Genomic DNA, 22,107 nt, shown 5'->3' with positions numbered 1-22,107 from the left:
TCGGCGAACTCATCGACTGCTTCACGCACCAGGAATGCGAAAACTACTTCGCCGCCTGCGGATACGATGCAGATTGATCGGAAAACGCTCTAATCAAGCCGGACTGTGGTACGGGCCGACCGGCCTTCGGCGTCGATGACGGAGAGCGTCACGAAGCCGGGGCCCGGCATCTCGATCAGCGCGTCGCGGTCGTGGCTGCGCGTCAGGACCGGGCGGCCGTCGGCGAGCCAGGTGAAGGGCGGGACGCCGTCGCGGACCTTCACGGCGAGGCGGTCGCCTTCGGTCTCTACCCTGGCCCCATCGGGGGGAAAGGCGACGGCGGGCGCGTCCGGCGCCTCGGCGAAGGCCGCGTCGCGCGGGCGGAAGCGTTTCAGCGGCTGCGGCAGGCCGGAATGGCCGACGATCAGGGTCGCCGGCGGCGGCGGGGGCAGGCGGTCGAGGTCCGGTTTCAGCAGGGCGAAGGCCTCGAACAGGATCGGGGCGGCGACCTCTCCGCCGAAGGCGCCGGGGACCGGGGTGCCGTCGGGCCGGCCCATCCAGACGCCGGCGACGTGGCGGCCGTCGAAGCCGATGGCCCAGGCGTCGCGGTGGCCGTAGGAGGTGCCGGTCTTGTAGGCCAGCCCGTTGCGCGCCGCGCCGGGCGGCGGCGCGATGTCGGACAGGATGTCGGCGATCATCCAGGCGGATTCCGGCGACAGGATGTCCTGCGGCGTCTCGGGCTGCGCGACGCCGGGGCGGGCGGACAGCAGGACCGCCTCGCCGCCATTCGCGAGGCCGGCATAGAGACGGATCAGCCCCTCCAGGCTGACCCCCACGCCGCCCAGTGCCACGGCGAGGCCGGGCTGGCCGCCGGGCAGCTGCGCCTCGACGCCGGCACGGCGCAGGTGGACCATCAGGCGGGCGGGGCCCATCGCGTCCAGGAGCTTCACAACCGGGATGTTCAGGGACTGTTTCAGCGCGTCGCGGATGCGGATCGTGCCGCGGAACTCGCCGTCGAAATTCTGCGGCTCGTACGGGCCGAAGGCGACCGGGCGGTCCTCGATCAGCGTCTCGGGATGCGCCAGCCCGCGGTCGAAGGCCAGCCCGTAGACCAGCGGCTTCAGCGTGGAGCCGGGCGAGCGCACGGCTTGCGTCATGTCCACGAACCCGTCCCGCGCGCCGTTCTCGTAGCCCGACGAGCCGACGGAGGCCAGGATCTCGCCGGTGGTGTGATCGGCCACCATCATCGCGATGGATTGCCGCTGCCCTGCGTCGCGCGCGGCGCGTTCGGCGAGCGCCTCCAGCCGGGCCTGCAGGCCCGCATCGAGCGTCAGGCGGTGCGCCTGCACGCCGGGGTCTTCGCGGCGCAGCCGGTCGGTGAGGTGGGCCGCGCGCCTCGGGAAGGGGCGGCGTTCGTGTGGAACAGTCTCCGTTTCGGCCGCCGCGCGGGCGCTTTCGTCGATCACCCCGGCCGCCGCGACGCGGGCCAGCACCCGCGCGCGGGCGTCATGGGCCGTGCCGGCATAGCGGTCGGGCCGCCGCGTCTCGGGCGACTGGGGCAGGGCGACCAGCAGCGCCGCCTGCGCCGGGGTCAGCCGTCGTGGCTCCTTGCCGAAATAGGCGAAGCTCGCCGCCCGCACGCCTTCCAGGTTCCCGCCGAACGGCGCCCGGTTCACGTAGAGCGCGAGGATTTCGCGCTTGGTCAGCCGCCGCTCCAGCGCCAGCGCCACCCGGATCTGCCGCAGCTTGCCCGCGATCCGCCCGGTGGTGCCGTCCTCCAGCAGCCGCGCCACCTGCATCGTCAGCGTGGAGCCGCCAGAGACGACCTCGCCGTACCACAGGGCCTGCCCCACCGCCCGCAGCATCGCCAGCGGGTCGACGCCGCCGTGCTCCCGGAACCGCTTGTCCTCGTAGGCGATCAGCATGTCCAGGTAGCGCGGGTCGACCTGGTCGAGCCCCGCCGCCAGCCGCCAGCGCCCGTCGGCCACGGTATAGGCCCTGAGCAGCACGCCGTTGCGGTCCAGCATCTCGACCGAGGTCTCGACCGCCAGCGGCGGCAGCTCCGTCGCCGCGACCCATTGCTCGAACCGGTCCCGCCCCAGCGCCGCGAGAAACAGCGCCAGGGCAAGGACAAAGAGACCGAACCGCCTCATTCGGTGACGACGACGCGCCCCGCCTCGCTGACCGCGCGGTATTCGGGGCGGTACATGTCCTCGACGCTCGCGGCGGGGTGGTGGTAGCTGCCCGGCGACACCGCGCGCACGATGTAGCCCAGCCGGAACTCGTCCTCCGAGCGCCAGTCGACGGCGGCGATGAACCGGTCCTGCCGGAACTCGGTGTGCCGCGCGTCGTCCATCAGCTCCAGCCAGTCCAGCGCCCGCAGATCGCCGCCGCGCATCAGGTTCGGATTGTCGATCTCGAACCCCGCGGGCAGCGGATCGTCCACGATCAGCCGTGCCTCGGACTTCGCGAAGGGCGTGACCGTCAGCACCGCGACGAGCCGCGTGCCCTGTTCGACCTCCGACAGCTGCACCGGGTTGCCCTCCATGTCGAAGTAGCGCCGGGCGATGTTGTAGCCCTTGCCGCTTGCCGGCCCCGGCGTCTCGGGCACGCCGAAGGCGGTCAGCGTGATGGTCGTGGCCGAGTCGCCGGTGTTTTCCACCTCGATGGGGTTGAAGGCGGTGTCGTCCTCCACGACCTTCACCAGCGGCCCGTCCAGCGCCGCGCCGTCCATCGTCAGGTCGCCGAACGCCTCGCCTTCCAGCAGCGCGTTGGTCGCCAGCAGGGTCCAGACCTTCTCTTGCGTCGACAGGTAGCGGTCGGGGTTCACCGGCGCGATGCTGTCGAGCAGCGCGTCGAGGTCCACCGCCTCGCTGCCGGCCTCGGACGCCAGCGTCAGCACCGCGGCCCGGTCGCGGAACCGAGTGCCGTAGTCGGCCCGCCAGACATGACGTTCGTCGCCGGCCTGCATCTCGATCATCTTGCCCGCGAGGCCGAACATCCGGTCGGCCCGGGTCGGATCGCCATAGGCCGCCAGCGCCGCGCCGACCTGTGCCACCGCCAGCGGCGTGGCGAAGTCCTGCGCCTTCACGTCGGCGTAGTACCGCAGGTCGCCGATCGACGCCGCGCCCTCGCGCGCCAGCACGTAGAGCGCATAGGCGATCGCCTCGCCCCCGTCGTCGAAATCGGCGGCGTAGTTCACCCGGTTGCGCAGGTTGTCCAGCGCGTTGCGGAAGGCGACGTCGGGCACGTCATGCCCCCGCGCCTTCGCCCGCGACAGGAAGTCGGTGACATAGGCGTCCAGCCAGAAGTCGCCCGAGGTCGCGCGCCACAGCCCGAAGGCCCCGTTCGGCGCCTGCCGGGTCAGCACGCTGTCGATGGCCTGGGCGATCCGCTCTTCCAGGCCCCGCCGTTCGTCCAGCCCCATCGCCTCGGCCACCTGGTCGAGATACAGAAGCGGCAGCGCCCGGCTGGTCGTCTGCTCGGTGCAGCCATAGGGATAGCGGTCCAGCGCCTCCAACAGCCCCGGCGCGTCCATCCGCGCGATGGGCCCCGCCGCCAGCGTGGCCGAGGCGGTGCCGTTCCGGAACCCGCTGAACACGTCGCTGTCGAAGGTGAAGGTGTCGCCGGCGGCCAGCTCGAAACGGCTGACGCGGCTGACGACGGGATCGTTCACCTCTACCGGCAGTTTCAGCACCTTGGTCAGGACCTTGCCGCCCGGCGTGGTCAGCGTCACCTCGATCTCCTGCACGCCGACCGCTTCGGCCGTGATCGGGATCGAGTAGACCGCCTTGCCCTGGTCCTCGATGTCGAAGCCCGAGGGCACGGCACGGTTCAGCTTCACGCCGTCGGCCTGAACGTCCAGCCCGACGCGCCCCGCGGGGCCCGTGGCATGGACGATTTCCAAGAGCAATCGAGACTGGTCGCCCGGCGCCATGAAGCGCGGCAGGCTGGCCGTCACGACCACCGGGTCGCGCACCAGCACCTCCTTGTCGGCCTCGCCCACGCCGGTCTTCGACCAGGCCACGGCCATCAGCTTGACCGTGCCGTTGAACGACGGCAGGTCGAACTCGGTCCGGGCATAGCCGTCGGCGCCCACCTCCAGCGGGCCGGAGAAATAGGCCACCAGCTCTTCGGTCGGCGGCGGTGCCTGCATCCCGGCCTCGGGGTTGAAGTCGCCGCCCGAGCGGACATTGCCGACCGACCCGTTCATGCCGTCGATCAGCCGGCCATAGATGTCGCGGAAACCCATGCCGAGCTTTCTCTGCCCGAAATAGTGACCGCTGGGGTCGGGGCTTTCGAAGCCGGTCAGGTTCAGGATTCCCACATCCACCGCCGCAATCGTGACATAGGCGCTTTCGCCCTCGGCCACGCCGTCGACCCTGACCTCGACGGGCATCGGGCCGCGCGGGTCGACCTCGTCCGGCCCGTCGAAGGCGACCTCCAGCGCGTGTTCGCCGGGATCGACGGCGGCATGGGCCAGCCCCAGCGACCGCGCCGGGTTATGCCCCTCCGCCGCGTCCATCGGCTTGACGGCGGTGACGGTCACATAGGCGCCGGCGCCCCATTCGTCGGTCACCGGCAGTTCGAAGATGTTCTCGCCGGCGGCCAGATCCACCGGCCGCATGTCGATCAGCCGGTTGGAGACGACGGTGATCAGACCCTTGCCCGCCTCGCGCGGCACGACGCGCACGGTGGCGGTGTCGCCGGGATCGTAGCTTTCGGCGTCCAGCGACATCTCCAGCAGGTCGGGCGTGGCCGAGGCATCCGCGCCGCCGTACCAGCCGGCGTTGAAGTCCTCGGACGCGGCGATGTAGTCGCCGCCGACGGCCTCGACCCGGATCTCGTAGCGGCCCCATTCGACCGGCGCCGTGACCGTGGCGGGCGCATCGCCCAGCGTGGCGTTGCCCTCGGCGACCGTCGTCCGCCGGGTGATCGGCTCCCAGTCCCAGTAGCCGTCATAGCTGTACCACTGATACCGCGTCTCGACGCGGTTGATGGTCCAGTGGACCTCCATGCCGGTGCGCGCCTGCATCTCGTCCAGCGCGATCAGGCTGAACGACGCCTCGGTGTTCTCGGCCAGCGTGCCGTCGAAGTTCGGCTTGATCCCGATGACCGGCCCGTCCGGGGCCACGGGATGCGTGATCCGCCGTTCCACCGGCCGGCCGGAGCCTTCGGCGATCCGCACCGTGATATCGGCCTGCATCGGCCGGAAATGCGGCGCCAGCTCCGGCAGCTCCAGGTCGACGGTCGTCTCGCCGTCGGCGTCGGTGCGGATGTCGCTGGGGAAGAACCAGCGCTCGGCCGGGATGTTGGTGTCGTAGCGGCCGAAGACGTAATCCGGCCAGGCCTCCAGCGTCCGCGTCGCGCGCAGCCGCACGTCGCCCTCGACCTCCAGGTCGCCCGCCGGCGCGCCGAACAGATAGTCGGCGTCGATGGCCAGCCCGTTCGGCTCGCCCGGCCGCAGCGGGGCGTCGCCCGCGTCCAGCTCGAAGTCGATCCGCTCGGGCAGGAAATCCTCGACCAGCACCGATTCCGACGCGATGGCCGGCGCGTCCGGGTCGCTGTGGATGTCCAGCCGCCAGGCGCCGCGCGGCACCTCGCCCGAGGTACGGAAGCTGAAGACATGGCCGCCCGCGGCGCTGTCGATGCTCATCGCGCGGGCGTATTCCACCCCGTCGGGCCGCGTCAGCACCGCGACCAGCGGCAGCCCCTCGATCGCCTCGGCCTCGGCATCCCGCGTCAGCACGGTGGCGTTGATCGTCTCGCCGGCGCGATAGGCGCCCCGGTCGGTCGTCAGGTAGGCATCGACCGGCCCCGCCGGTTCGCGCCCCTCGACGCCGCGGTCGCTCAGGTCGAATTCCGGCTCGGTCAGCGACAGGAAGGTCAGGTCATCGCCCGCCTCGGCCAGCACCATCGCCGGCGCCGCGCCGCCGGTGCCGTTCATCAGCCCCGGCGCGACACGGGCATAGCCCTGCGAATCCGTCTCTGTCTCGCCCAGAACCGCGTTGGCCCGCGACAACAGCGTGATCTCCACGCCCGCCTCCGGCTCCGCCGTGCCCAGCGACCGGGTGAAGACATGCAGCCCGTCCGCCCCGGCCATCGTCGCCAGGCCGATATCCGACACCACGAACCACTGCGTCGCCGCCGGCGTGTCATACGGGTCGGCATCCGGGATCGCCGCCTTCAGCGCGTAGATCCCCGGATCCAGCCCCTCGACCACGTCGGTCAGCGGCAGCCGCGTGGTCATGTCGCGGTTCAGCTCGCGCTCCACCTCGCCGGTGCCCTGCCACACGCTGGTGGCCATCTCCTCGCCGAACTGCCGCTCCTCCCACGGCGACAGCGGCCGCCCGAAATAGCCTTCCTGGATCGCGCGCAGGATCGAGCGGTCCGACACCCGCTTCAGCTCCAGCTCCAGCGTCTCGACATTCACCGTCTCGACCGGGATGTTCACCTGCCCCGTCGCCGGCAGAATATAGTTGCGCCCCGGGAACCGCACCGCGGGCGACCGGTCGCGCACGTAGAGGTTCAGCGTGACATCCTTGATCATCTCTTCGCCCGACGCCGCCGGCAGCCCCTCGCGGAAGGTCACCCGGTAGCGCTCGCCGTGGGTCACCCCCTCGATGCACAGCCGCCGCTGGTCGGGCTCGACGGTCAGCTCGGCCTCGGGCACGCGGACATAGGTGGAATAGTCCACGCCCGCCTGCACCAGATCCTCGGAAAACTCGGCACAGACCCGCGGGCTGGCCGCGTCGCTCTCCACCGTGTGCTCGACGATGCGGAAGCCGTATTTCGCCACCGCCTCGTCCAGCATCTCGGCGGTGTCCTGCCGTTCGACGACCGCCTGCGCCAGCCGCAGCGCCGGGACCATGTCGCGCCCGCGGTCGTTCAGCTCCAGCGCCTCGGCAAGCACCACCAGCGCGTTGTGCTGCATCGGCCCGTCCGGCGCCCGCAGATAGCCGTTCACCGCCGCCGACAGCGCGCGCCGCCGGTACTCGCGCCGGTCGGAATCGCGGTCCGTGTCGATCGCCATCGCCAGCCGCGCATACTCGGTCCAGTGGTCGGAGGCGTCGCTCAGCACCGTCGCCGCCCCGATAAAGCGGTACGCCGACACGATATTGCCGTTCTGCCGCGCCTCCGCCGCCGAGCGCAAAAGCTCGCCCACGGTCCAGTCGCCCGGCACGTGCTTGTTGGTCAGGTCCAGCGCCACCTCGCGCGCGGCCGACACGTCGCCGTCGCGCAGGAAGTCCAGCTCGGCCGCGCGCGTCTCGCCCCGCGCCAGCGCCTCGGGCGAGGCGACCAGGACCCGGCCGGAGAACGCGCCTTCATAGGCCGCCGGTTCGCCGGCCGACCGCTTCGGGAAGCAGGCCTGCGACTTGGTGTTGTAGGTGAACGCCATGCAGCTTGCATTGGACAGGCAGGCCCGCTCGCAGGCGTTCAGCGAGGAATCGAAGATCGTCTGAATGTCGCCGCCGGGGAAATCCACGTCGCGGATCAGGGCCAGACGACGTTCGGGAACGGGGCTCTGCGCGGCGGCCGCACCGGCCAGAAAGCTCAAAACGAATGCCAGGAGAACACTGAAACGCATCGGAAGGTCCTCGCCTTTTCTGATGAAATTGCGGCCATCGTCGCATGCGCGATCCGGCCGGTTCAACGTTTTCAAGACCGTGTTAACAGCCTTTTCACCAAAATCCCTACACAATCCCGTGGATCGGGAGCAGAAGCGGGCGGAGTCCCTCGCATGGCCAACTCAGACGAACTCGCCCGGGAACGGCGGGCGCGGCTTGCCGCGGAGCGTCTGTTGGAGATGAAACAGGCCGAGCTCAGCGACGCCAACCGCAAGCTGGCGGCCCATGCCCGCAACCTCTCCGAAGAGATCGTCGAGAAGCGCGAGGAAACCGCCGTCCTGCGCCAGCAGACCGAGACCGTGCGCCACGAGCTGGAGACCGCGAAGGGCGCCGTGCTGATCGCCGAGCGGCGCCTCTGGGACTCGGTGGAAACCATCCAGGACGGTTTTGCCGTGTTCGATGCCGACAGCACGATGATCGCCGCGAACAGGGCCTATCTCGCCCCGTTCGAGGGGCTGGACAGCGTGGGCCCCGGCATCCGGGACGAGGAACTGCTGCGCATCGCCGCCGAGGAAGGCGTCGTCGACACCGACGGCGCCGGCCGCGACGACTGGGTCGAGGACATGATGTGGCGCTGGCGGGCGCCCACGATCCACCCGCGCGTCATCCGCTTCTGGAACGGCACCTTTGTCCGGCTGGTCGACCGGCGGACCGAGGGCGGCGATACCGTGTCGCTCGCGCTGAACATCACCGCGCAGATCCGCTACGAGGCCAGGCTGAAGGCCGCCCGCAAGACGGCCGAGGCCGCGAGCCGCGCCAAGTCCGCTTTTCTCGCCAATATGAGCCACGAGATCCGCACGCCGATGAACGGCATCGTCGGCATGGCACAGCTGCTGGACGACAGCGCGCTGGACGAGGAACAAAGGCTCTATGTCGAGACGATCCGCTCCTCGGGCGAGGCGCTGCTGGTGCTGATCAACGACGTGCTCGACTATTCCAAGATCGAGGCGGAGCGGCTGACGCTCCACCCCGAGGAATTCGACCTGGAACAGGCGGTCTACGAGGTGGCGACGCTGCTGCGCCCCTCGGTCGGCACCAAGCCCCTGACGATGCTGATCGACTACGACATGTTCATGCCCACCCGCTTCGTCGGCGATCCGGGCCGGGTGCGGCAGGTGCTGACCAACCTCGTGGGCAACGCGGTGAAGTTCACCGAGTCGGGGCATGTGCTGGTCCGGGTGTCCAGCCTGCCCGACAGCGCCGCGGGACGGCAGCGCGTGCATGTCACGGTGGAGGATACCGGCATCGGCATCGCGCCGGACAAGCGGGACCATATCTTCGGCGAATTCAACCAGGTCGAGGACGACCGCAACCGCACGTTCGAGGGCACGGGGCTCGGCCTTGCCATCACCAAGCGGCTGGTGGAGATGATGGGCGGCGAGATCTGGGTCGAGTCCGAGGTCGGAACCGGCTCCAGTTTCGGCTTTTTCCTGACGCTGGAGCTGGCGGTCCACGCCGCGTCGCCCCCGCCGGCGGCGCCGGGCTGGCTGAACCGGGTGCTGCTGGCCGATCCGCTGGCCGCGGGCCGGGATATCCTCCGACGCCAGCTCCTGGCCCAGAAGGTCGCGGCCAGCGGCTTCGGATCCGCGGACGAGCTGCGCGCGGCCGGGCCCGGCGCGGGCGATGTCGTCCTGCTCGATGCGGCGCTGTCGGGGTCCGGGCCCGGCCCCGGCGACGTCGCGGCGGCGCTCCGCGCCGACGGTTTCGCGGGGCCGATCTTCGTTCTGTCCGCGACCCCGGTCCGAACCGGCGCCGAGGTGACCGCGGTCCTCCACACGCCGTTGCGCCGCCACGACGTGCTGCGCGCAATCGCCGCGGCGCCGCCGCGTGCCCCCGGCGCGGCGCCGGCGGAGGCGAATGCGCGGCCCGGCCCGCGGCGCCGCATGCGCGTTCTGGCGGCAGAGGACAACCGGACGAACCGGCTGGTCTTTTCCAAGCTGGTGAAGTCCGCCGATATCGACCTGCAATTCGCCGAGAACGGGCGCGAGGCGGTCGAGGCCTATCGCGCCGCGCCGCCGGATCTCGTCTTCATGGACATCTCGATGCCCGAGGTCGACGGCAAGGAGGCGACGCGCCGGATTCGCGTGGTAGAGGCGGACCAGGGCCTGCCCCGGGTTCCGGTCGTCGCGATGACGGCCCACGCGCTGGCCGGCGACGAGGACGACATCCTCGCCGCCGGGCTGGACCACTACCTGACCAAGCCGCTGAAGAAGGCCACGATCCTGCACCACGTCGCGGCGGCGTGCCCCGCGGAGTGCCTGCCCCCGTTGCCGGAGGACGCGCCCGAGGCCGCCGGCGCCTGAGGCGGCGTGACTGGCCGGACCGGGGCGCGTGTCGCATGGGCGTCCACGCACACTACACGACACTGGGTTTTCCGTGGGGAATCTCCACCTGCATCGCGCGGCGGAACGCCGTGCAGCGCCGCCCCGCCCCCATCGGGGCGGCGCTTCTGGCGAGGACGGTGCCAAGTGCCCGATCTATATGCTTATTTCTCCGGAATCGCAAAGTTCGACCGCGCCCCGGCGGGTCGGCGCTGCACGGCGTTCCGCTCGACCGGGGCCGCTATATGGCAAGGCCGAGGATGTAGCGTCGTGCCGCATGGACGTCCACGACTCCCGTTAGCGCTATCTACAGCAATCCCCGGGACTTAACACCCCGTCCAACCTTGGACACCCGGCTCAGGCCACCTCTTCGCCGCTCCGGACGAATGCCGGCTGCCCCTCCCGACTCAGGTCCGGATCGTAGCGGTAGCCCCCGAAATCGAAGTCCTTCAGCCCCTCCGGATCGCGCACCCGCCGCTCCATCACGAAGCGCGCCATCGCCCCCCGGGCCTTCTTCGCGTAGAAGCTCACGACCTTCGGCGCCCCGTTCCGCATCTCGAAGAAGCCCGGGGTGATCACCTCCAGCTTGAGCCGCTCCCGATCCACCGCCCCGAAATATTCCTGGCTCGCGCAGTTCACCAGCACGCCGGTCCCCGCCTCCTCCGCCGCCTGGTTCAGCGCCGTCGCCGGCAGGTCTCGCCAGAACTCGTAGAGGTTCCCGCCCCGCCGCGTCTTCAGCCGGCTGCCCATCTCCAGCCGATGCGGCTGTATCCCGTCGAGCGGCCGCAAGAGCCCGTAAAGCCCCGACAGGATCCGCAGGTGCCGCTGGGCATACGCCACGGTCTCGGACTCTAGCGACGCCGCCTCCAGCCCCAGATAGGTGTCGCCCGCGTACAGGTACATCGCCGGCTTCACCGCCGCCGCGTCCGGCGTATCCATGAATCCGGCGAACCGCCGCCGGTTCAGCTTGGCCAGGTCGTCTGACAGCCCCATCAGCCCCTTGAGCTTCTGCAGGCTCAGCTGCCGCATATGCCCCGCCAGCCGCGCGGCTTCCGCCTCGAATTGCGGCCGCGTGGTCTCCACGCCGTCCATCGGCGTTTCGTTCAGGCGCTTGGCCGGGGAAATCACGACGAGCATCGACAGCCTCCTTGAGATCCGCCCCGATCTATCCGCGGGGCGGGCGGGCCTCAAGCCTCCTGCAGGATGCTCAGGAAGGTCGGCCCGAACCGCTCCGCCCGCCGCTCGCCCATCAGGTTTTCAAGCATGCCCAGATCCGGCTCGCGCAGCGCCGCGACCTTGGCCAGGAGCGAGGCCGAGCAGCTCAGCGGCTTGTCGGTCCCCGCCTCGCCGCGCGCCAGCTCCGCCTGCGCCTGCAACAGCCGGTCATAAACCTCGCCCGCGCCGCGCGCCGCCAGCTTCATCCGCACCGGATGCACCGGCTCCGGCCGGTCGCCGGCGATCACCTCCAGGAACGCGGCGCCGTAGCGGTCCAGCTTCTTCGCGCCGACGCCGGAGATCCGCGCCATCTGGTCCAGCGTCTCGGGCCGCGCCTCGGCCATCTCGATCAGGGTGCGGTCGGGGAAGATCACATAGGCCGGCACCCGCGCCGCCTCGGCCAGGGCGCGGCGCTTGGCCTTCAGCGCGGACAACAGCGGCGCGTCCTCCTCGCTGACCAGCGTCTTCACCGCCGGCCGCGCCTTGGCGGTCTGGATCGTGTCGCGCCGCAGCTCGATGCCCTCCTCGCCGCGCAGGATCGGCCGCGCCGCCTCGGTCATCCGGAAGGCGCCGTGCCGCTCCGCATCCGGGCGGCACAGGTCGCGCCCCATCATCTGCCGGTAGACCGCCTGCCACTGCGCGCGGCTCAGGTCCTTGCCGACGCCGAAGGTCGGCAGCCGGTCGTGCCCGCGCTGTTTCACCTTGTCGGTCTCGTTCCCGATGAGGATGTCGATCAGGTGCCCGGCGCCGAAGCTTTCGCCCGTCCGCAGCATCGCCGACAGCGCCTTGCGCACCGCCTCGGTCCCGTCGAACACCTCGGGCGGCGTGTCGCAGAGGTCGCAATGGCCGCAGGGCTCGGCCTGTTCGCCGAAATAGCCCAGAAGCGTCTGCCGCCGGCAGCGCAGCGCTTCGGCCAGGCCCAGAAGGGCGTTCAGCCGCGCGTGGTCGGCCGATTTCCGGTCGTCCGGCGCCAGCCCCTCGTCGATCTGCGTGCGCCGCAGCCGGATGTCGTCGGCACCATACAGCGTCAGCGTCTCGGCCGGGGCGCCGTCTCGGCCGGCGCGGCCGATCTCCTGGTAATAGGCCTCGATCGACTTCGGCAGGTCGGCATGGGCGACCCAGCGGATGTCGGGCTTGTCGATGCCCATGCCGAAGGCCACCGTCGCCACAACGATCAGCCCGTCCTCGCGGCTGAACCGGGCCTCGACCCCGCGGCGGGCCTCGGGCTCCATTCCGCCGTGATAGTGACAGGCCGCGTGCCCCTCGGCCCGCAGCGCGGCGGCCAGCGTTTCGGTCTTGGCCCGCGTGCCGCAATAGACGATGCCGGACTGACCGCGCCGCCGCTCGGCGAAGTCGAGGATCTGCTTGCGCGGCTGGTTCTTCGGCTGGAAGGCGAGGTGGATGTTCGGCCGGTCGAAGCCGCGCAGGAAGGTCTGCGGCGCCTGCCCGTCGAACAGGCGGGTCACGATCTCGGCGCGCGTCTCCTCGTCCGCCGTGGCGGTGAAGGCGGCGAGCGGCACGTCCAGCGACCGCCGCAATGCGCCGATGGCCAGGTAGTCGGGCCGGAAGTCATGCCCCCACTGGCTGACGCAATGCGCCTCGTCCACCGCGATCAGGGTGCAGCCGATGCGCCTGAGCAGAGACTGTGTGCCGCCCGAGGCGAGCCGTTCCGGCGCCATGTAGAGAAGCTTCAGCCGCCCCGCCTCCAGCGCCGCGAAGACCGCGTCGGTCTCTTCGGTGGTGTTGCCGGAGGTCAGCGCCCCGGCCTCCACCCCGGCCTCGCGCAGCGCGCGCACCTGGTCGCGCATCAGCGCGATGAGCGGCGAGATCACCACCGTCACGCCCTCGCGGCACAGCGCGGGCAACTGGTAGCACAGCGACTTGCCGCCGCCCGTGGGCATGATCGCCAGAACGTTGCGGCCGTCCGCCACGGCCTCCACGATCTCGGCCTGGCCGGGCCGGAAGGCGTCGAATCCGAAGACTGTGCCGAGAAGCTGCGCCGCGCGGTCCATCTGTATCGCGATTTTTCTTCAAACTGCTCGTTTCAGCAGAAACATCGCAGATGAAGATTCGCTTAACAACCGGGAAGCGGCGTCAGAATGCGTACATGTTGTTACGAATGATGATCCGAAGCGCATATACGGCGATCAGCGCGACCAGCGGCGCCAGGTCCAGCGGCCGCGTGTCGGGCAGGACGCGGCGGATCGGCTCGTAGATCGGCTCCAGGAACCGGTTCAGGCCGGTCCAGATCTGGAAAACGATCGGCTGGCGCGGGTTCAGGACCTGGAAGTTCAGAAGCCAGGACATGATGATGTGGACGATCATGATGAACCAGATCACGTCCAGGATGAGAATGAGGATTTGGAACAGTGATGTCATGGTCCGCCGGCCCTGTATCTGAAACGTCGTCGGCTAGTTAGGCGGTCGCGGCGCCGCTGACAAGAACGCGGGCCGCGGAGTCTTGCGAAACGGGCAGATTGCCTGCCATAACCCGGGGGCAATTGGGGGACATTCCGACGATGGCCGAGATCAGCGCGCGCAAGCGCATCTGGGGCTGGATGATGTTCGACTGGGCGAGCCAGCCGTACAACACCCTGCTCCTGACCTTCATCTTCGGTCCCTATTTCGCGGAAATCGCGGCCGGCATGCTGATGGATGGCGGGCTGCCGCAGGCCGCCGCGCGGGCCCGGGCGCAGGCGTGGTGGGGCTATGGCCTGACCGCCGCCGGCCTGACCATCGCGGTCCTTGCGCCGATCCTGGGCGCCGCGGCCGACAGCACCGGGCGGCGGCTGCCCTATGTCTGGGGATTCTCCGCGCTCTACGTCGTCGGCGCCGCTGGGCTGTGGCTGGCCGACCCCGGCGCGTTCGATCCGGTGGTCGTGCTGGTCTTCTTCGGGATCGGCCTGATCGGGATGGAATTCGCCACGATCTTCACCAACGCGATGCTGCCGTCGCTGGGCAGCCGGGCCGAGATCGGCGCGATTTCCGGCTCTGGCTGGGCCTGGGGTTATGTCGGCGGGGTGCTGGCGCTGGCGCTGGTGCTGGTGTTCTTCGCCGAGAACGAGGCGGGCGTGACTTTCATCGGGATAGAGCCTGTTCTGGGCCTCGACCCCGACATGCGCGAGGGCACCCGCTCGGTCGGGCCATTCGTGGCGGTCTGGTACGCGGTCTTCATGATCCCGTTCTTCCTGTGGGTGCGCGAGCCGGCGCAGGGGGTGGTGCGCGGCGCCCCGGTGCGGAAAGGGCTGCGCGAGTTGCTGACGACGTTGCGGTCGCTGCCCAACCATGTCTCCATGTCGGCCTATCTCGGCTCGTCCATGCTGTACCGCGACGCGCTGAACGGGATGTATACGTTCGGCGGGGTCTACGCGCTGGGCGTGCTGGGATGGACGGTGGTGGATATCGGCGTGTTCGGGATCGTGGCCGCGATCACCGGCGCGGTATTCGCCTGGATCGGCGGCAAGGCGGACCGCGCCTTCGGCCCTAAACCGGTGCTTAGGGTCTGTATCGTCGTCCTGCTGCTGGTCGCGGTGGTCATCACCTCCATCGCCGAGGACAGCGTGCTGTGGATGCCGCTGGCGCCGGGCACGGCGATCCCCGATATCGCCTTCTACCTGTGCGGCGCGGCGATCGGCGGGGCCGGCGGGGCGCTGCAATCCGCCAGCCGCACAATGATGGTGCTGCAGGCCAACCCGGCGCGGATGACCGAGGCGTTCGGCCTTTATGCGCTGGCGGGCAAGGCGACGACCTTCGTCGCGCCCGCGCTGATCGCCGTTGTCACCGATGTCACGGGCAACCAGCGGCTGGGCGTCACGCCGCTGATAGGGCTTTTTCTCTTCGGGCTGATCCTGCTAGCATGGGTGAAACCGGATGGAGACCACGCCGCATGGTCCGAAAGCTCGCCCTCCTTGGCCTGACCCTCGGCCTTGCCGCCTGTGGCGGCGGGCGCGACGACGCCGACACCGACAAGGACGCCACCGCCGACGCCGCGCTGACCTTCGCGGCGGCCGATTTCGACCCGAATGCCATCGCCAAGCAGCTCTTCGGCCGGGTGAAGGCCGGCTCGCCGCAGCCGCCCGCCCCCTATGGCAGCTATGCCGGGGGCTGCGTGGCCGGGGCCGTGCAGCTGCCCGAGACCGGGCCGACCTGGCAGGCGATGCGCCTGTCGCGCAACCGCAACTGGGGCCATCCCGAGCTGATCGACTACGTCAAGCGGCTGTCCCGCTTCGCCGCGACGCAGCCGGGGTGGGAGGGTCTCTATGTCGGCGACATGTCGCAGCCGCGCGGCGGGCCGATGCTGACCGGCCACCGCTCGCACCAGATCGGGCTGGATGCCGACATCTGGATGTTGCCGCCGAAGCGGCTGGACCTGACGCCGGCGCAGCGCGAGAACATCTCGTCGATCTCGCTGCGCCGGGCGAACGGGGCCTATATCAACGACAACTGGACGCAGCAGCATATGGAGGTCCTGAAGGCCGCCGCCAGCGACCCGGCCGTGGCCCGGATCTTCGTGTTCCCCGGCGCCAAGGTCCACATGTGCAAGACCGCCACCGGCGACCGGTCGTGGCTGCGCAGGATCCGGCCGTGGTGGGGGCATCACTATCACTTCCACGTGCGGCTTGCCTGTCCCGACGGGGCCAGCGGCTGCGTGAACCAGGCCCCGCCGCCACCGGGCGACGGTTGCGAAGAGGCGCAGGAATGGGTGAACAACATCCTGAACCCGCCGCCGCCCGACCCCGACGCGCCGCCGCCGACACCGCGCCGGGAGACCGTGCTCGCCGACCTTCCCGCGCAATGCGCCACCGTCCTCGCGTCGCAGTAGCCCTGCTGATGCTCGCCGCCTGCGGCCCGGCCCCCGCCGGATCGCCGGGCATGGCCGAGCATGTGGGCAGCTACACCTGGGAGGAGTCCGGCAAGGCGTTCGGCGGGTTTTCCGGGCTGGAGGTCGATGCCGACGGCACGCGCTTCACCGCGATCTCCGACCGGGGCGGCATCGTGCAGGGCCGCCTGCTGCGCGAGGGCGACAGCATAGCCGGGGTCGAGGCCGGCCCCGTCCGCAAGTTGAAGGGGCCGGAGAACGAGGCGCTCGGCCGGTTCTGGACCGACGCCGAGGGGCTGGCGCAGGGCGCCGACGGCCGGGTCTTCGTTTCCTTCGAGGGCAAGCACCGCGTCTGGGCCTATGCGCGGCCCGACAGCGCCGCCACGGACCTGCCACAGCATCCGCATTTCGACCGGCTTCAACTGAACTCGTCGCTCGAGGCGCTGGCCATCGGGCCGGACGGCGCGCTTTATACCCTGCCGGAGCGGTCGGGGCGCAAGCTGCTGCCGTTTCCGGTCTACCGGTTCGCCGGCGGCGAATGGACCTATGCGTTCGACTTGCCCCGGCGCGGCGAGTTCCTGCCCACCGGGGCCGATTTCGGGCCGGACGGCCGGCTGTATCTGCTGGAGCGCGACTTCACCGGACTCTTCGGATTCCGCAGCCGGGTGCGCAGCTTCGACGTCACGAACGATGGCATTAGAGACGAACGGACGGTTCTGGAGACCCGCGTCGGTACCCATGACAACCTGGAAGGCCTCTCTGTCTGGCGGGATGCCGGCGGCGCGATCCGGCTGACGATGATCTCCGACGACAACTTCCGCCCGTTCCAGGTTACCGAGTTCGTGGAATACCGTCTGCCGCCTTGACGGCCCGACGGGCCGCCTCGACGGAGCGCTTGACGGACCGGGGGCGGGGCGGTAAGGCGCCGCGTCCCCTGCCGGGGGACCAAGTCTCCGCAACCTTGCCAAAACGGACCACAACATGACCCGTATCCTCCCCGGCATCCTCGCCATGGCCGCCATCGTCGTGGCGTCCAACATCCTCGTCCAGTTCCTGTTCGGTCAATGGCTGACCTGGGGCGCCTTCACCTATCCGCTGGCCTTCCTCGTCACCGACGTGATGAACCGCGTCTACGGCCCCGCCACCGCGCGCAAGGTCGTCTTCGCGGGCTTTCTCACCGGTGTGGCCTGCTCCCTGATCGGCACCCAGATCACGCTGCAGGGCGACGGTTTCACCTACCCGGCCGTGACGCTCCGCGTCGCCATCGGCTCGGGCCTTGCCTTCCTGACGGCACAGCTGCTGGACGTGGCGATCTTCGACCGCCTGCGCGAGGGCCGCTGGTGGCGCGCGCCGCTGGCCTCGACGCTGATCGGCTCCACCGTGGACACGGCGATCTTCTTCACCATCGCCTTCTCCGCCGGCCTCGCCTTTATCGAGCCGGCGAACGACGTGAGCTGGGCGAACGAGACGCTGCCGCTTCTGGGCGCGGGGCCGGTCGTTCCGCTCTGGGTTTCGCTGGCCGTCGCCGACTGGATGGTGAAGCTGACGCTGGCGCTGATCGCGCTGATCCCGTTCCGGATCATCGTCGACCGGATGCGCGGGGCGCGGCCCGCCTGAGCGCATTTTCGGCACATGTTTCCAGGGGCGTCAGAAATTCGCCAGAGCTTGCGTGAAAACATTTGACAGACACAAAATCTGTGCGACGCTGCCCCTATCAGAAACCAGCGAAAGGAGGTGATCCAGTGTCTAGAGCGATATTGGAGAAAGGTGTCGGAACAGTCGGAGGATATTCCGTCTGAGGGCAGCCCCGAAGAGGGACCTCCTTTCGATTGGACTGAAGAAAGGTCCTAACCGAACTTCTCCATAAGGACTCGAGGGGCCGCCGGACATGGCGGCCCTTTTCGTTGCGCCCCGGCGCGTTATCCTTGCGCCCGTCAACGCGGAACCGGGGCCATGCTGAGAATCAACGACCAGATCGCGATCGAGGACTGGGAACTGACCGAGCAGTTCACCCGCGCCGGCGGCCCCGGCGGGCAGAACGTGAACAACGTCGCCACCGCCGTCGAGCTGCGGTTCGAGGCGGAGCGGTCGCCGAACCTGCCCGATCCGGTGAAGCGGCGCCTGAAGCGGCTGGCCGGGCGGCGCTGGACCAATGACGGCGCGATGCTGATCCGGGTGGACGAGACGCGCCATCAGGCCCGCAACCGCGACATTGCCCGCGACCGCCTTGTCGAGCTGATCCGCAAGGCGCTGGAACGCCCGCGCCGCCGCATTCCCACCCGCCCGACGCTGGCGTCAAAGCGGCGCCGGGTCGAGTCGAAGAAGGCCCGCGGCCAGAAGAAGGCACTGCGCGGCCCCGTCGATCCCGATGCCTGAGCCGTTGCGCGGAGCGCGGCGCCGCGTCTAAGCTGCGCCGATATTCGACGGGAGGCATTCATGGACTTCACCGAGCGGACCCCGCTGGAGCAGGGCTTTGCGCCCGTGTTCCGCGACCACGTCGCCCCGGCCCTGGAAAAGATCGAGACCGAGCGCCTGCGGCGCCTGGCCACCGCGCGCAAATGGCTTTTCATCTGCATCGGCGCGGGGGTCGCGCTGGGCGCGGTGCTGTCTTTCCTGATTCAGGGAGAGGCGCGGTTTATCTTCGCGCTGGTGGCCGTCGGACTCGGCGTGATCGTCGGGCTGACGATCCGCAGCGCCCAGGCCAATGCCTGGTCCGGCGCGGTGGAGCAGGCGGTGATGCCGGCGATCTGCGACCATGTGGGCGAGCTGCAATTCTCCAGCACGCCGACCCGCGACTTCCCGGTGAGCCAGATGCGCGCGCTGGGCATGCTGGGCAGCTATGACCGGGCGAACCTGACGGACGAGCTTCGCGGCACCTATCGCGACACGTCCTATCACATGGTCGAGGCGCGGCTGACCAAGAAGACCCGCGACAGCGACAACAAGACCAAGACCAGAACCGTGTTCGACGGCCTGCTGTTCCATATCGCGGTGCCGGTCGAGGCGCCGGGGCGCATCCTGGTCGCGCGGGACTACGGCGCCATCGGCAACACGCTCAGCGGCCTGTTCTCCGGCGACCGGGGCCGGGGGATGCCGCGGGTCGAGCTGGAGCACGAGCGATTCGAGCGCGCGTTCGAGGTGCATGCCGACCGGCCCGACGAAGCCCGCGCCTTCATGCCGCCCCCCTTCCTCGATTCGCTGCTGGCGATCGGCGAGGACGAAGGCGGCCGGAAGGGCACGAAGTCGATGGTCGCCGGCTTCGAGGGGAGCGCGTTCTACCTCGCCCTGGCGCGCGGCGGCAGTTTTATGAAGATGGGCGGGCTGACGACGTCGGTGACCGAGATGGAGGAGGATCTGCACGCCATCTTCGCCGACATCGCGCTGGTCCGGCGGATCATCGACCGACTGCATGGCGAAGAGGTGGGCGCCCCGGCGTAGGGCTGGCGGCGGCGCCCGTCACAGCGCCCGCCGCTGCGGCACACGGCCGGGGCCGTGCGTGCCGCTCAGGCCGCCTCGCTGGCCGGCTGCTCGGTCAGCACCGCGTGCAGCGTCGCCGGGTCGGTGTTCGCCCTGAGCTTGCCGCAGACGCCCTGATCGCGCAGCGTCCGCGAGACCAGCGCCAGCGCGCGCAGATGGTCCACGCCGGATCCCGACGGGGCCAGCAGCGCGAAGACGAGGTCCACGGGCTGCCGGTCGACGGCGCCGAAGTCCAGCGGCTTCTCGATTCTGAGGAACACGCCCTTCACCTCGGTCAGGCCGGACAGCCGGGCATGCGGCAGGGCAATGCCTTGGCCCACGCCCGTCGGGCCGAGCGATTCCCGGTCGGTGAGCGAATCCACCACGTCGGCCTGCGGCAGATCGTAGACCGCCGCCGCCGTTTCACCCAGTTCCTGAAACAGGCGCTTCTTGCTCGTCAGGCTGTTGACGACGCGCACCGCTTCGGGCTGCAATATCCTGGAAAGTTCCATGCGCCTCTGCTCGTCTGTCCCGGCCCGTGCGGTGCCGGCGCTTCAGCTTGCGTTGCTGGGGTCGATCCAGCCGATGTTGCCGTCGTCGCGCCGGTACACGACGTTGACGCCGGAATGGCCTTCGTTGCGGAAGACAAGAACCGGAACGCCCGCTAGCTCCATCTGCATGACGGCTTCACCCACGGAAAGCGACGGAATCTTCGTCTCCATCTCGGCCACGATAATCGGTTGGAGCGTCTCCGGCTCCTGCTCGTGATCCTCATCGGACGCAGCCAAGATATACGAGTTTGCGCCCGAAACTTCAACCGGTTGCGACCGCTCGCGGTGGTGATCCTTCAGCCGGCGCTTGTAGCGGCGCAGCTGTTTTTCCATCTTTTCGCAGCAATCGTCGAACGCCGCGTAGATCTCGTTGGCATGCGCGCTCGCCTGCGCCGTCAGGCCGGTGGACAGGTGAACGATCGCCTCGCACACATGTTCGTGGCCGCTTTTGGAAAAGGTAACCTGCGCGTCAGTGGGCCGCTCGGCATACTTGGCCACGACCTCGCTCAACTCGGTCTCGACATGCGTCTGCAGCGCAGCGCCGACGTCGATCTGTTTCCCGGTGATCTGATAACGCATGATACCTCCTTCGACTATGGCGCCAGGCCGGCGCGCGCCGCTGCTGGGGCAGGCGCCGATCCCTGGCGACGACATCCGTCTCGCATCGTCCCGATCCCCCGGCCCGGCCGGGGATTGCAATTTCGCGGAAGACCACGCGGGCCATGAGGAAAGACGGTCAGGTCGCGCATCATCCGCATTTGGCGCCTTCTATGCTGTCGAAGTCAACCGGGCACAAGAGCAACCGACCATTTTCCGGCGCCGCGCGACTCACTGACTTGAAATCGTTAAGTAATTCTGAAGGTCTGGCCGAGATACACGCGCCGCACGTTCTCGTCCCGGATCACCTCGTCGGTGGTCCCGCTCATCAGCACCTTGCCATCGTGCAAGATATAGGCGCGGTCGACGATTTCGAGCGTTTCGCGTACGTTGTGATCGGTGATCAGCACCCCGATTCCCCGGGTCTTCAGGTCGGCCACCAGGCCGCGAATCTCGCCCACCGCGATCGGGTCGACCCCGGCGAAGGGCTCGTCGAGCAGCAGGTATTTCGGATCGGCCGCCAGGCAGCGCGCGATCTCCACCCGCCGGCGTTCGCCGCCCGACAGGGACAGCGCGCTGGCCCGCCGGATATGGGTGATCGAGAACTCGCTCAGCAGCTCCTCCAGCCGCTCGCGCCGGCGGTTCTTGTTCGGCATCGAGATTTCCAGGATGGCGAGGATGTTGTCCTCGACCGTCAGCCCGCGGAAGATCGACACTTCCTGCGGCAGATAGCCGATGCCAAGCTTGGCGCGGCGGTACATCGGCAGGTAGGTCACGTCGCGCCCGTCGATGACGACCTGGCCGCCCTCGGGGCTGATCAGCCCGGCGATGGCGTAGAAGCTCGTCGTCTTGCCCGACCCGTTGGGGCCCAGCAGGGCCACGACCTCGCCGCGCCCCAACTCCATGCTGACGTCGCGGATCACCGTCTTCTTGCGGTAGCTCTTGCGCAGGTTGACCACGCGCAGGCCGGCCTGCCCGTCGGTGACGGTGAAGACGGGGCGAGAGTCGGCGTCCTTCGCCATCAGTTGCTGCCCGGGTTCAGGATGGTCTTGACGCGGCCCTCCATCCGGCCCGACCCGCTTTGCAGGTTGTAGATCAGCCTGTCGGAGGAGATCGCCGTCGCCCCCTGCGTTACCAGCACGTTGCCGGTCAGCACGATCGTCTCGTCGGCCAGCGTGTAGGTCGCGCTGTCCGCCTCCGCCGCTTCCGACGGCCCCACGAAGGTCACGCCGCCGTACAGCCAGATCACGCGGATATCGTTGCGCCCGCCTTCGTCGGCGCCGTATTCCACGACCATGCGGTCGCAGGTCAGCACCATTTCGCCCTGGCCGACGATGACGTTGCCCTCGAAGGTCGCGTTGCCGGCCTGCTGATTGACCGACAGCGATTCCGAGGTGATCTCCACCGGTTGCGAGTTGTCAAAATCGGCGATGCCGAGCGAGACGTCCGCACCCTGCGCCGCGGCGGGACCGGCCGCCGCGAAGACAAGGAAAACCGCCCACAAGGCAGTCAGGAAACGGGTAAGCGCAGTCATGGGCCCC

Annotated in this window: 16 protein-coding genes; 7 read left to right on the top strand and 9 right to left on the bottom strand. The window is 69.3% G+C overall.

Features of this window, described 5'->3' with window-relative positions; all coding sequences use genetic code 11:
* Positions 1 to 89: 89 nt before the first annotated feature.
* Together pbpC and P1J78_RS10725 are read right to left on the bottom strand one after the other, a co-directional pair.
* On the bottom strand, positions 90 to 2,132 hold the full coding sequence (gene pbpC / locus P1J78_RS10730) for a penicillin-binding protein 1C (RefSeq protein ID WP_275567344.1): 2,043 nt from the start codon (positions 2,130 to 2,132) through the stop codon (positions 90 to 92).
* Entirely contained in the window at positions 2,129 to 7,567 is a 5,439-nt protein-coding gene (locus P1J78_RS10725) for an alpha-2-macroglobulin family protein (protein WP_275567343.1), read from the bottom strand. The genes pbpC and P1J78_RS10725 overlap by 4 nt, the downstream gene beginning before the upstream one ends.
* 153 nt (positions 7,568 to 7,720) lie before the next feature.
* On the opposite strand from P1J78_RS10725, the gene P1J78_RS10720 reads away from it, so the two are divergent.
* Complete coding sequence (locus P1J78_RS10720; RefSeq protein WP_275567342.1) at positions 7,721 to 9,910, top strand: ATP-binding protein; 2,190 nt, start codon at positions 7,721 to 7,723, stop codon at positions 9,908 to 9,910.
* A 375-nt stretch (positions 9,911 to 10,285) separates the two neighbouring features.
* Here P1J78_RS10720 and yaaA read toward each other — a convergent pair whose 3' ends face one another.
* From yaaA to P1J78_RS10705, 3 genes are all read right to left on the bottom strand, one after another.
* The gene (gene yaaA / locus P1J78_RS10715) at positions 10,286 to 11,065 is read right to left on the bottom strand and encodes a peroxide stress protein YaaA (RefSeq protein ID WP_275567341.1); all 780 of its coding nucleotides are present in this window, start codon (positions 11,063 to 11,065) and stop codon (positions 10,286 to 10,288) included.
* 50 nt (positions 11,066 to 11,115) lie between these two features.
* Positions 11,116 to 13,155 (bottom strand): DNA helicase RecQ, encoded by a 2,040-nt coding sequence (gene recQ / locus P1J78_RS10710; protein WP_275567340.1) that lies wholly within the window; start codon positions 13,153 to 13,155, stop codon positions 11,116 to 11,118.
* An 82-nt stretch (positions 13,156 to 13,237) separates the two neighbouring features.
* On the bottom strand, positions 13,238 to 13,522 hold the full coding sequence (locus P1J78_RS10705; protein ID WP_275567339.1) for a YggT family protein: 285 nt from the start codon (positions 13,520 to 13,522) through the stop codon (positions 13,238 to 13,240).
* A 140-nt stretch (positions 13,523 to 13,662) separates the two neighbouring features.
* On the opposite strand from P1J78_RS10705, the gene P1J78_RS10700 reads away from it, so the two are divergent.
* The 6 genes from P1J78_RS10700 (at position 13,663) to P1J78_RS10675 (ending at position 19,400) form a co-directional block, all read left to right on the top strand.
* The gene (locus tag P1J78_RS10700; protein ID WP_275567338.1) at positions 13,663 to 15,060 is read left to right on the top strand and encodes an MFS transporter; all 1,398 of its coding nucleotides are present in this window, start codon (positions 13,663 to 13,665) and stop codon (positions 15,058 to 15,060) included.
* Positions 15,030 to 15,965, top strand: a complete 936-nt coding sequence (gene mepA, locus P1J78_RS10695) for a penicillin-insensitive murein endopeptidase (RefSeq protein WP_275567337.1) — start codon at positions 15,030 to 15,032, stop codon at positions 15,963 to 15,965. Before P1J78_RS10700 ends, mepA begins: the two co-directional genes overlap by 31 nt.
* Before the next feature lie 8 nt (positions 15,966 to 15,973).
* A complete protein-coding gene (locus tag P1J78_RS10690) occupies positions 15,974 to 16,828 on the top strand; it encodes an esterase-like activity of phytase family protein (protein WP_275567336.1) in 855 nt (284 codons plus the stop codon).
* Positions 16,829 to 16,943: 115 nt separating this feature from the next.
* Positions 16,944 to 17,579, top strand: a complete 636-nt coding sequence (locus P1J78_RS10685; protein WP_275567335.1) for a queuosine precursor transporter — start codon at positions 16,944 to 16,946, stop codon at positions 17,577 to 17,579.
* A 336-nt stretch (positions 17,580 to 17,915) separates the two neighbouring features.
* Entirely contained in the window at positions 17,916 to 18,338 is a 423-nt protein-coding gene (gene arfB, locus P1J78_RS10680; RefSeq protein WP_275567334.1) for an alternative ribosome rescue aminoacyl-tRNA hydrolase ArfB, read from the top strand.
* A 60-nt stretch (positions 18,339 to 18,398) separates the two neighbouring features.
* Complete coding sequence (locus P1J78_RS10675; RefSeq protein WP_275567333.1) at positions 18,399 to 19,400, top strand: DUF3137 domain-containing protein; 1,002 nt, start codon at positions 18,399 to 18,401, stop codon at positions 19,398 to 19,400.
* 65 nt (positions 19,401 to 19,465) lie between these two features.
* Here the strand turns inward: P1J78_RS10675 and P1J78_RS10670 are convergent, their stop codons facing one another.
* The 4 genes from P1J78_RS10670 to lptA form a co-directional block, all read right to left on the bottom strand.
* Positions 19,466 to 19,930, bottom strand: coding sequence for a PTS sugar transporter subunit IIA (locus P1J78_RS10670; protein WP_275567332.1), 465 nt, complete (start codon positions 19,928 to 19,930; stop codon positions 19,466 to 19,468).
* Between the two features lie 42 nt (positions 19,931 to 19,972).
* Entirely contained in the window at positions 19,973 to 20,548 is a 576-nt protein-coding gene (gene hpf / locus P1J78_RS10665) for a ribosome hibernation-promoting factor, HPF/YfiA family (RefSeq protein ID WP_275567331.1), read from the bottom strand.
* A 266-nt stretch (positions 20,549 to 20,814) separates the two neighbouring features.
* Positions 20,815 to 21,588, bottom strand: a complete 774-nt coding sequence (lptB, locus tag P1J78_RS10660) for an LPS export ABC transporter ATP-binding protein (RefSeq protein ID WP_275567330.1) — start codon at positions 21,586 to 21,588, stop codon at positions 20,815 to 20,817.
* On the bottom strand, positions 21,588 to 22,100 hold the full coding sequence (gene lptA, locus P1J78_RS10655) for a lipopolysaccharide transport periplasmic protein LptA (protein ID WP_275567329.1): 513 nt from the start codon (positions 22,098 to 22,100) through the stop codon (positions 21,588 to 21,590). Before lptA ends, lptB begins: the two co-directional genes overlap by 1 nt.
* Positions 22,101 to 22,107 lie beyond the last annotated feature (7 nt).

The sequence above is a fragment of the Psychromarinibacter sediminicola genome (genome assembly GCF_029168335.1).
Lineage (GTDB): Bacteria > Pseudomonadota > Alphaproteobacteria > Rhodobacterales > Rhodobacteraceae > Psychromarinibacter > Psychromarinibacter sediminicola.
This window is presented reverse-complemented; position numbering and strand designations above follow the sequence as displayed.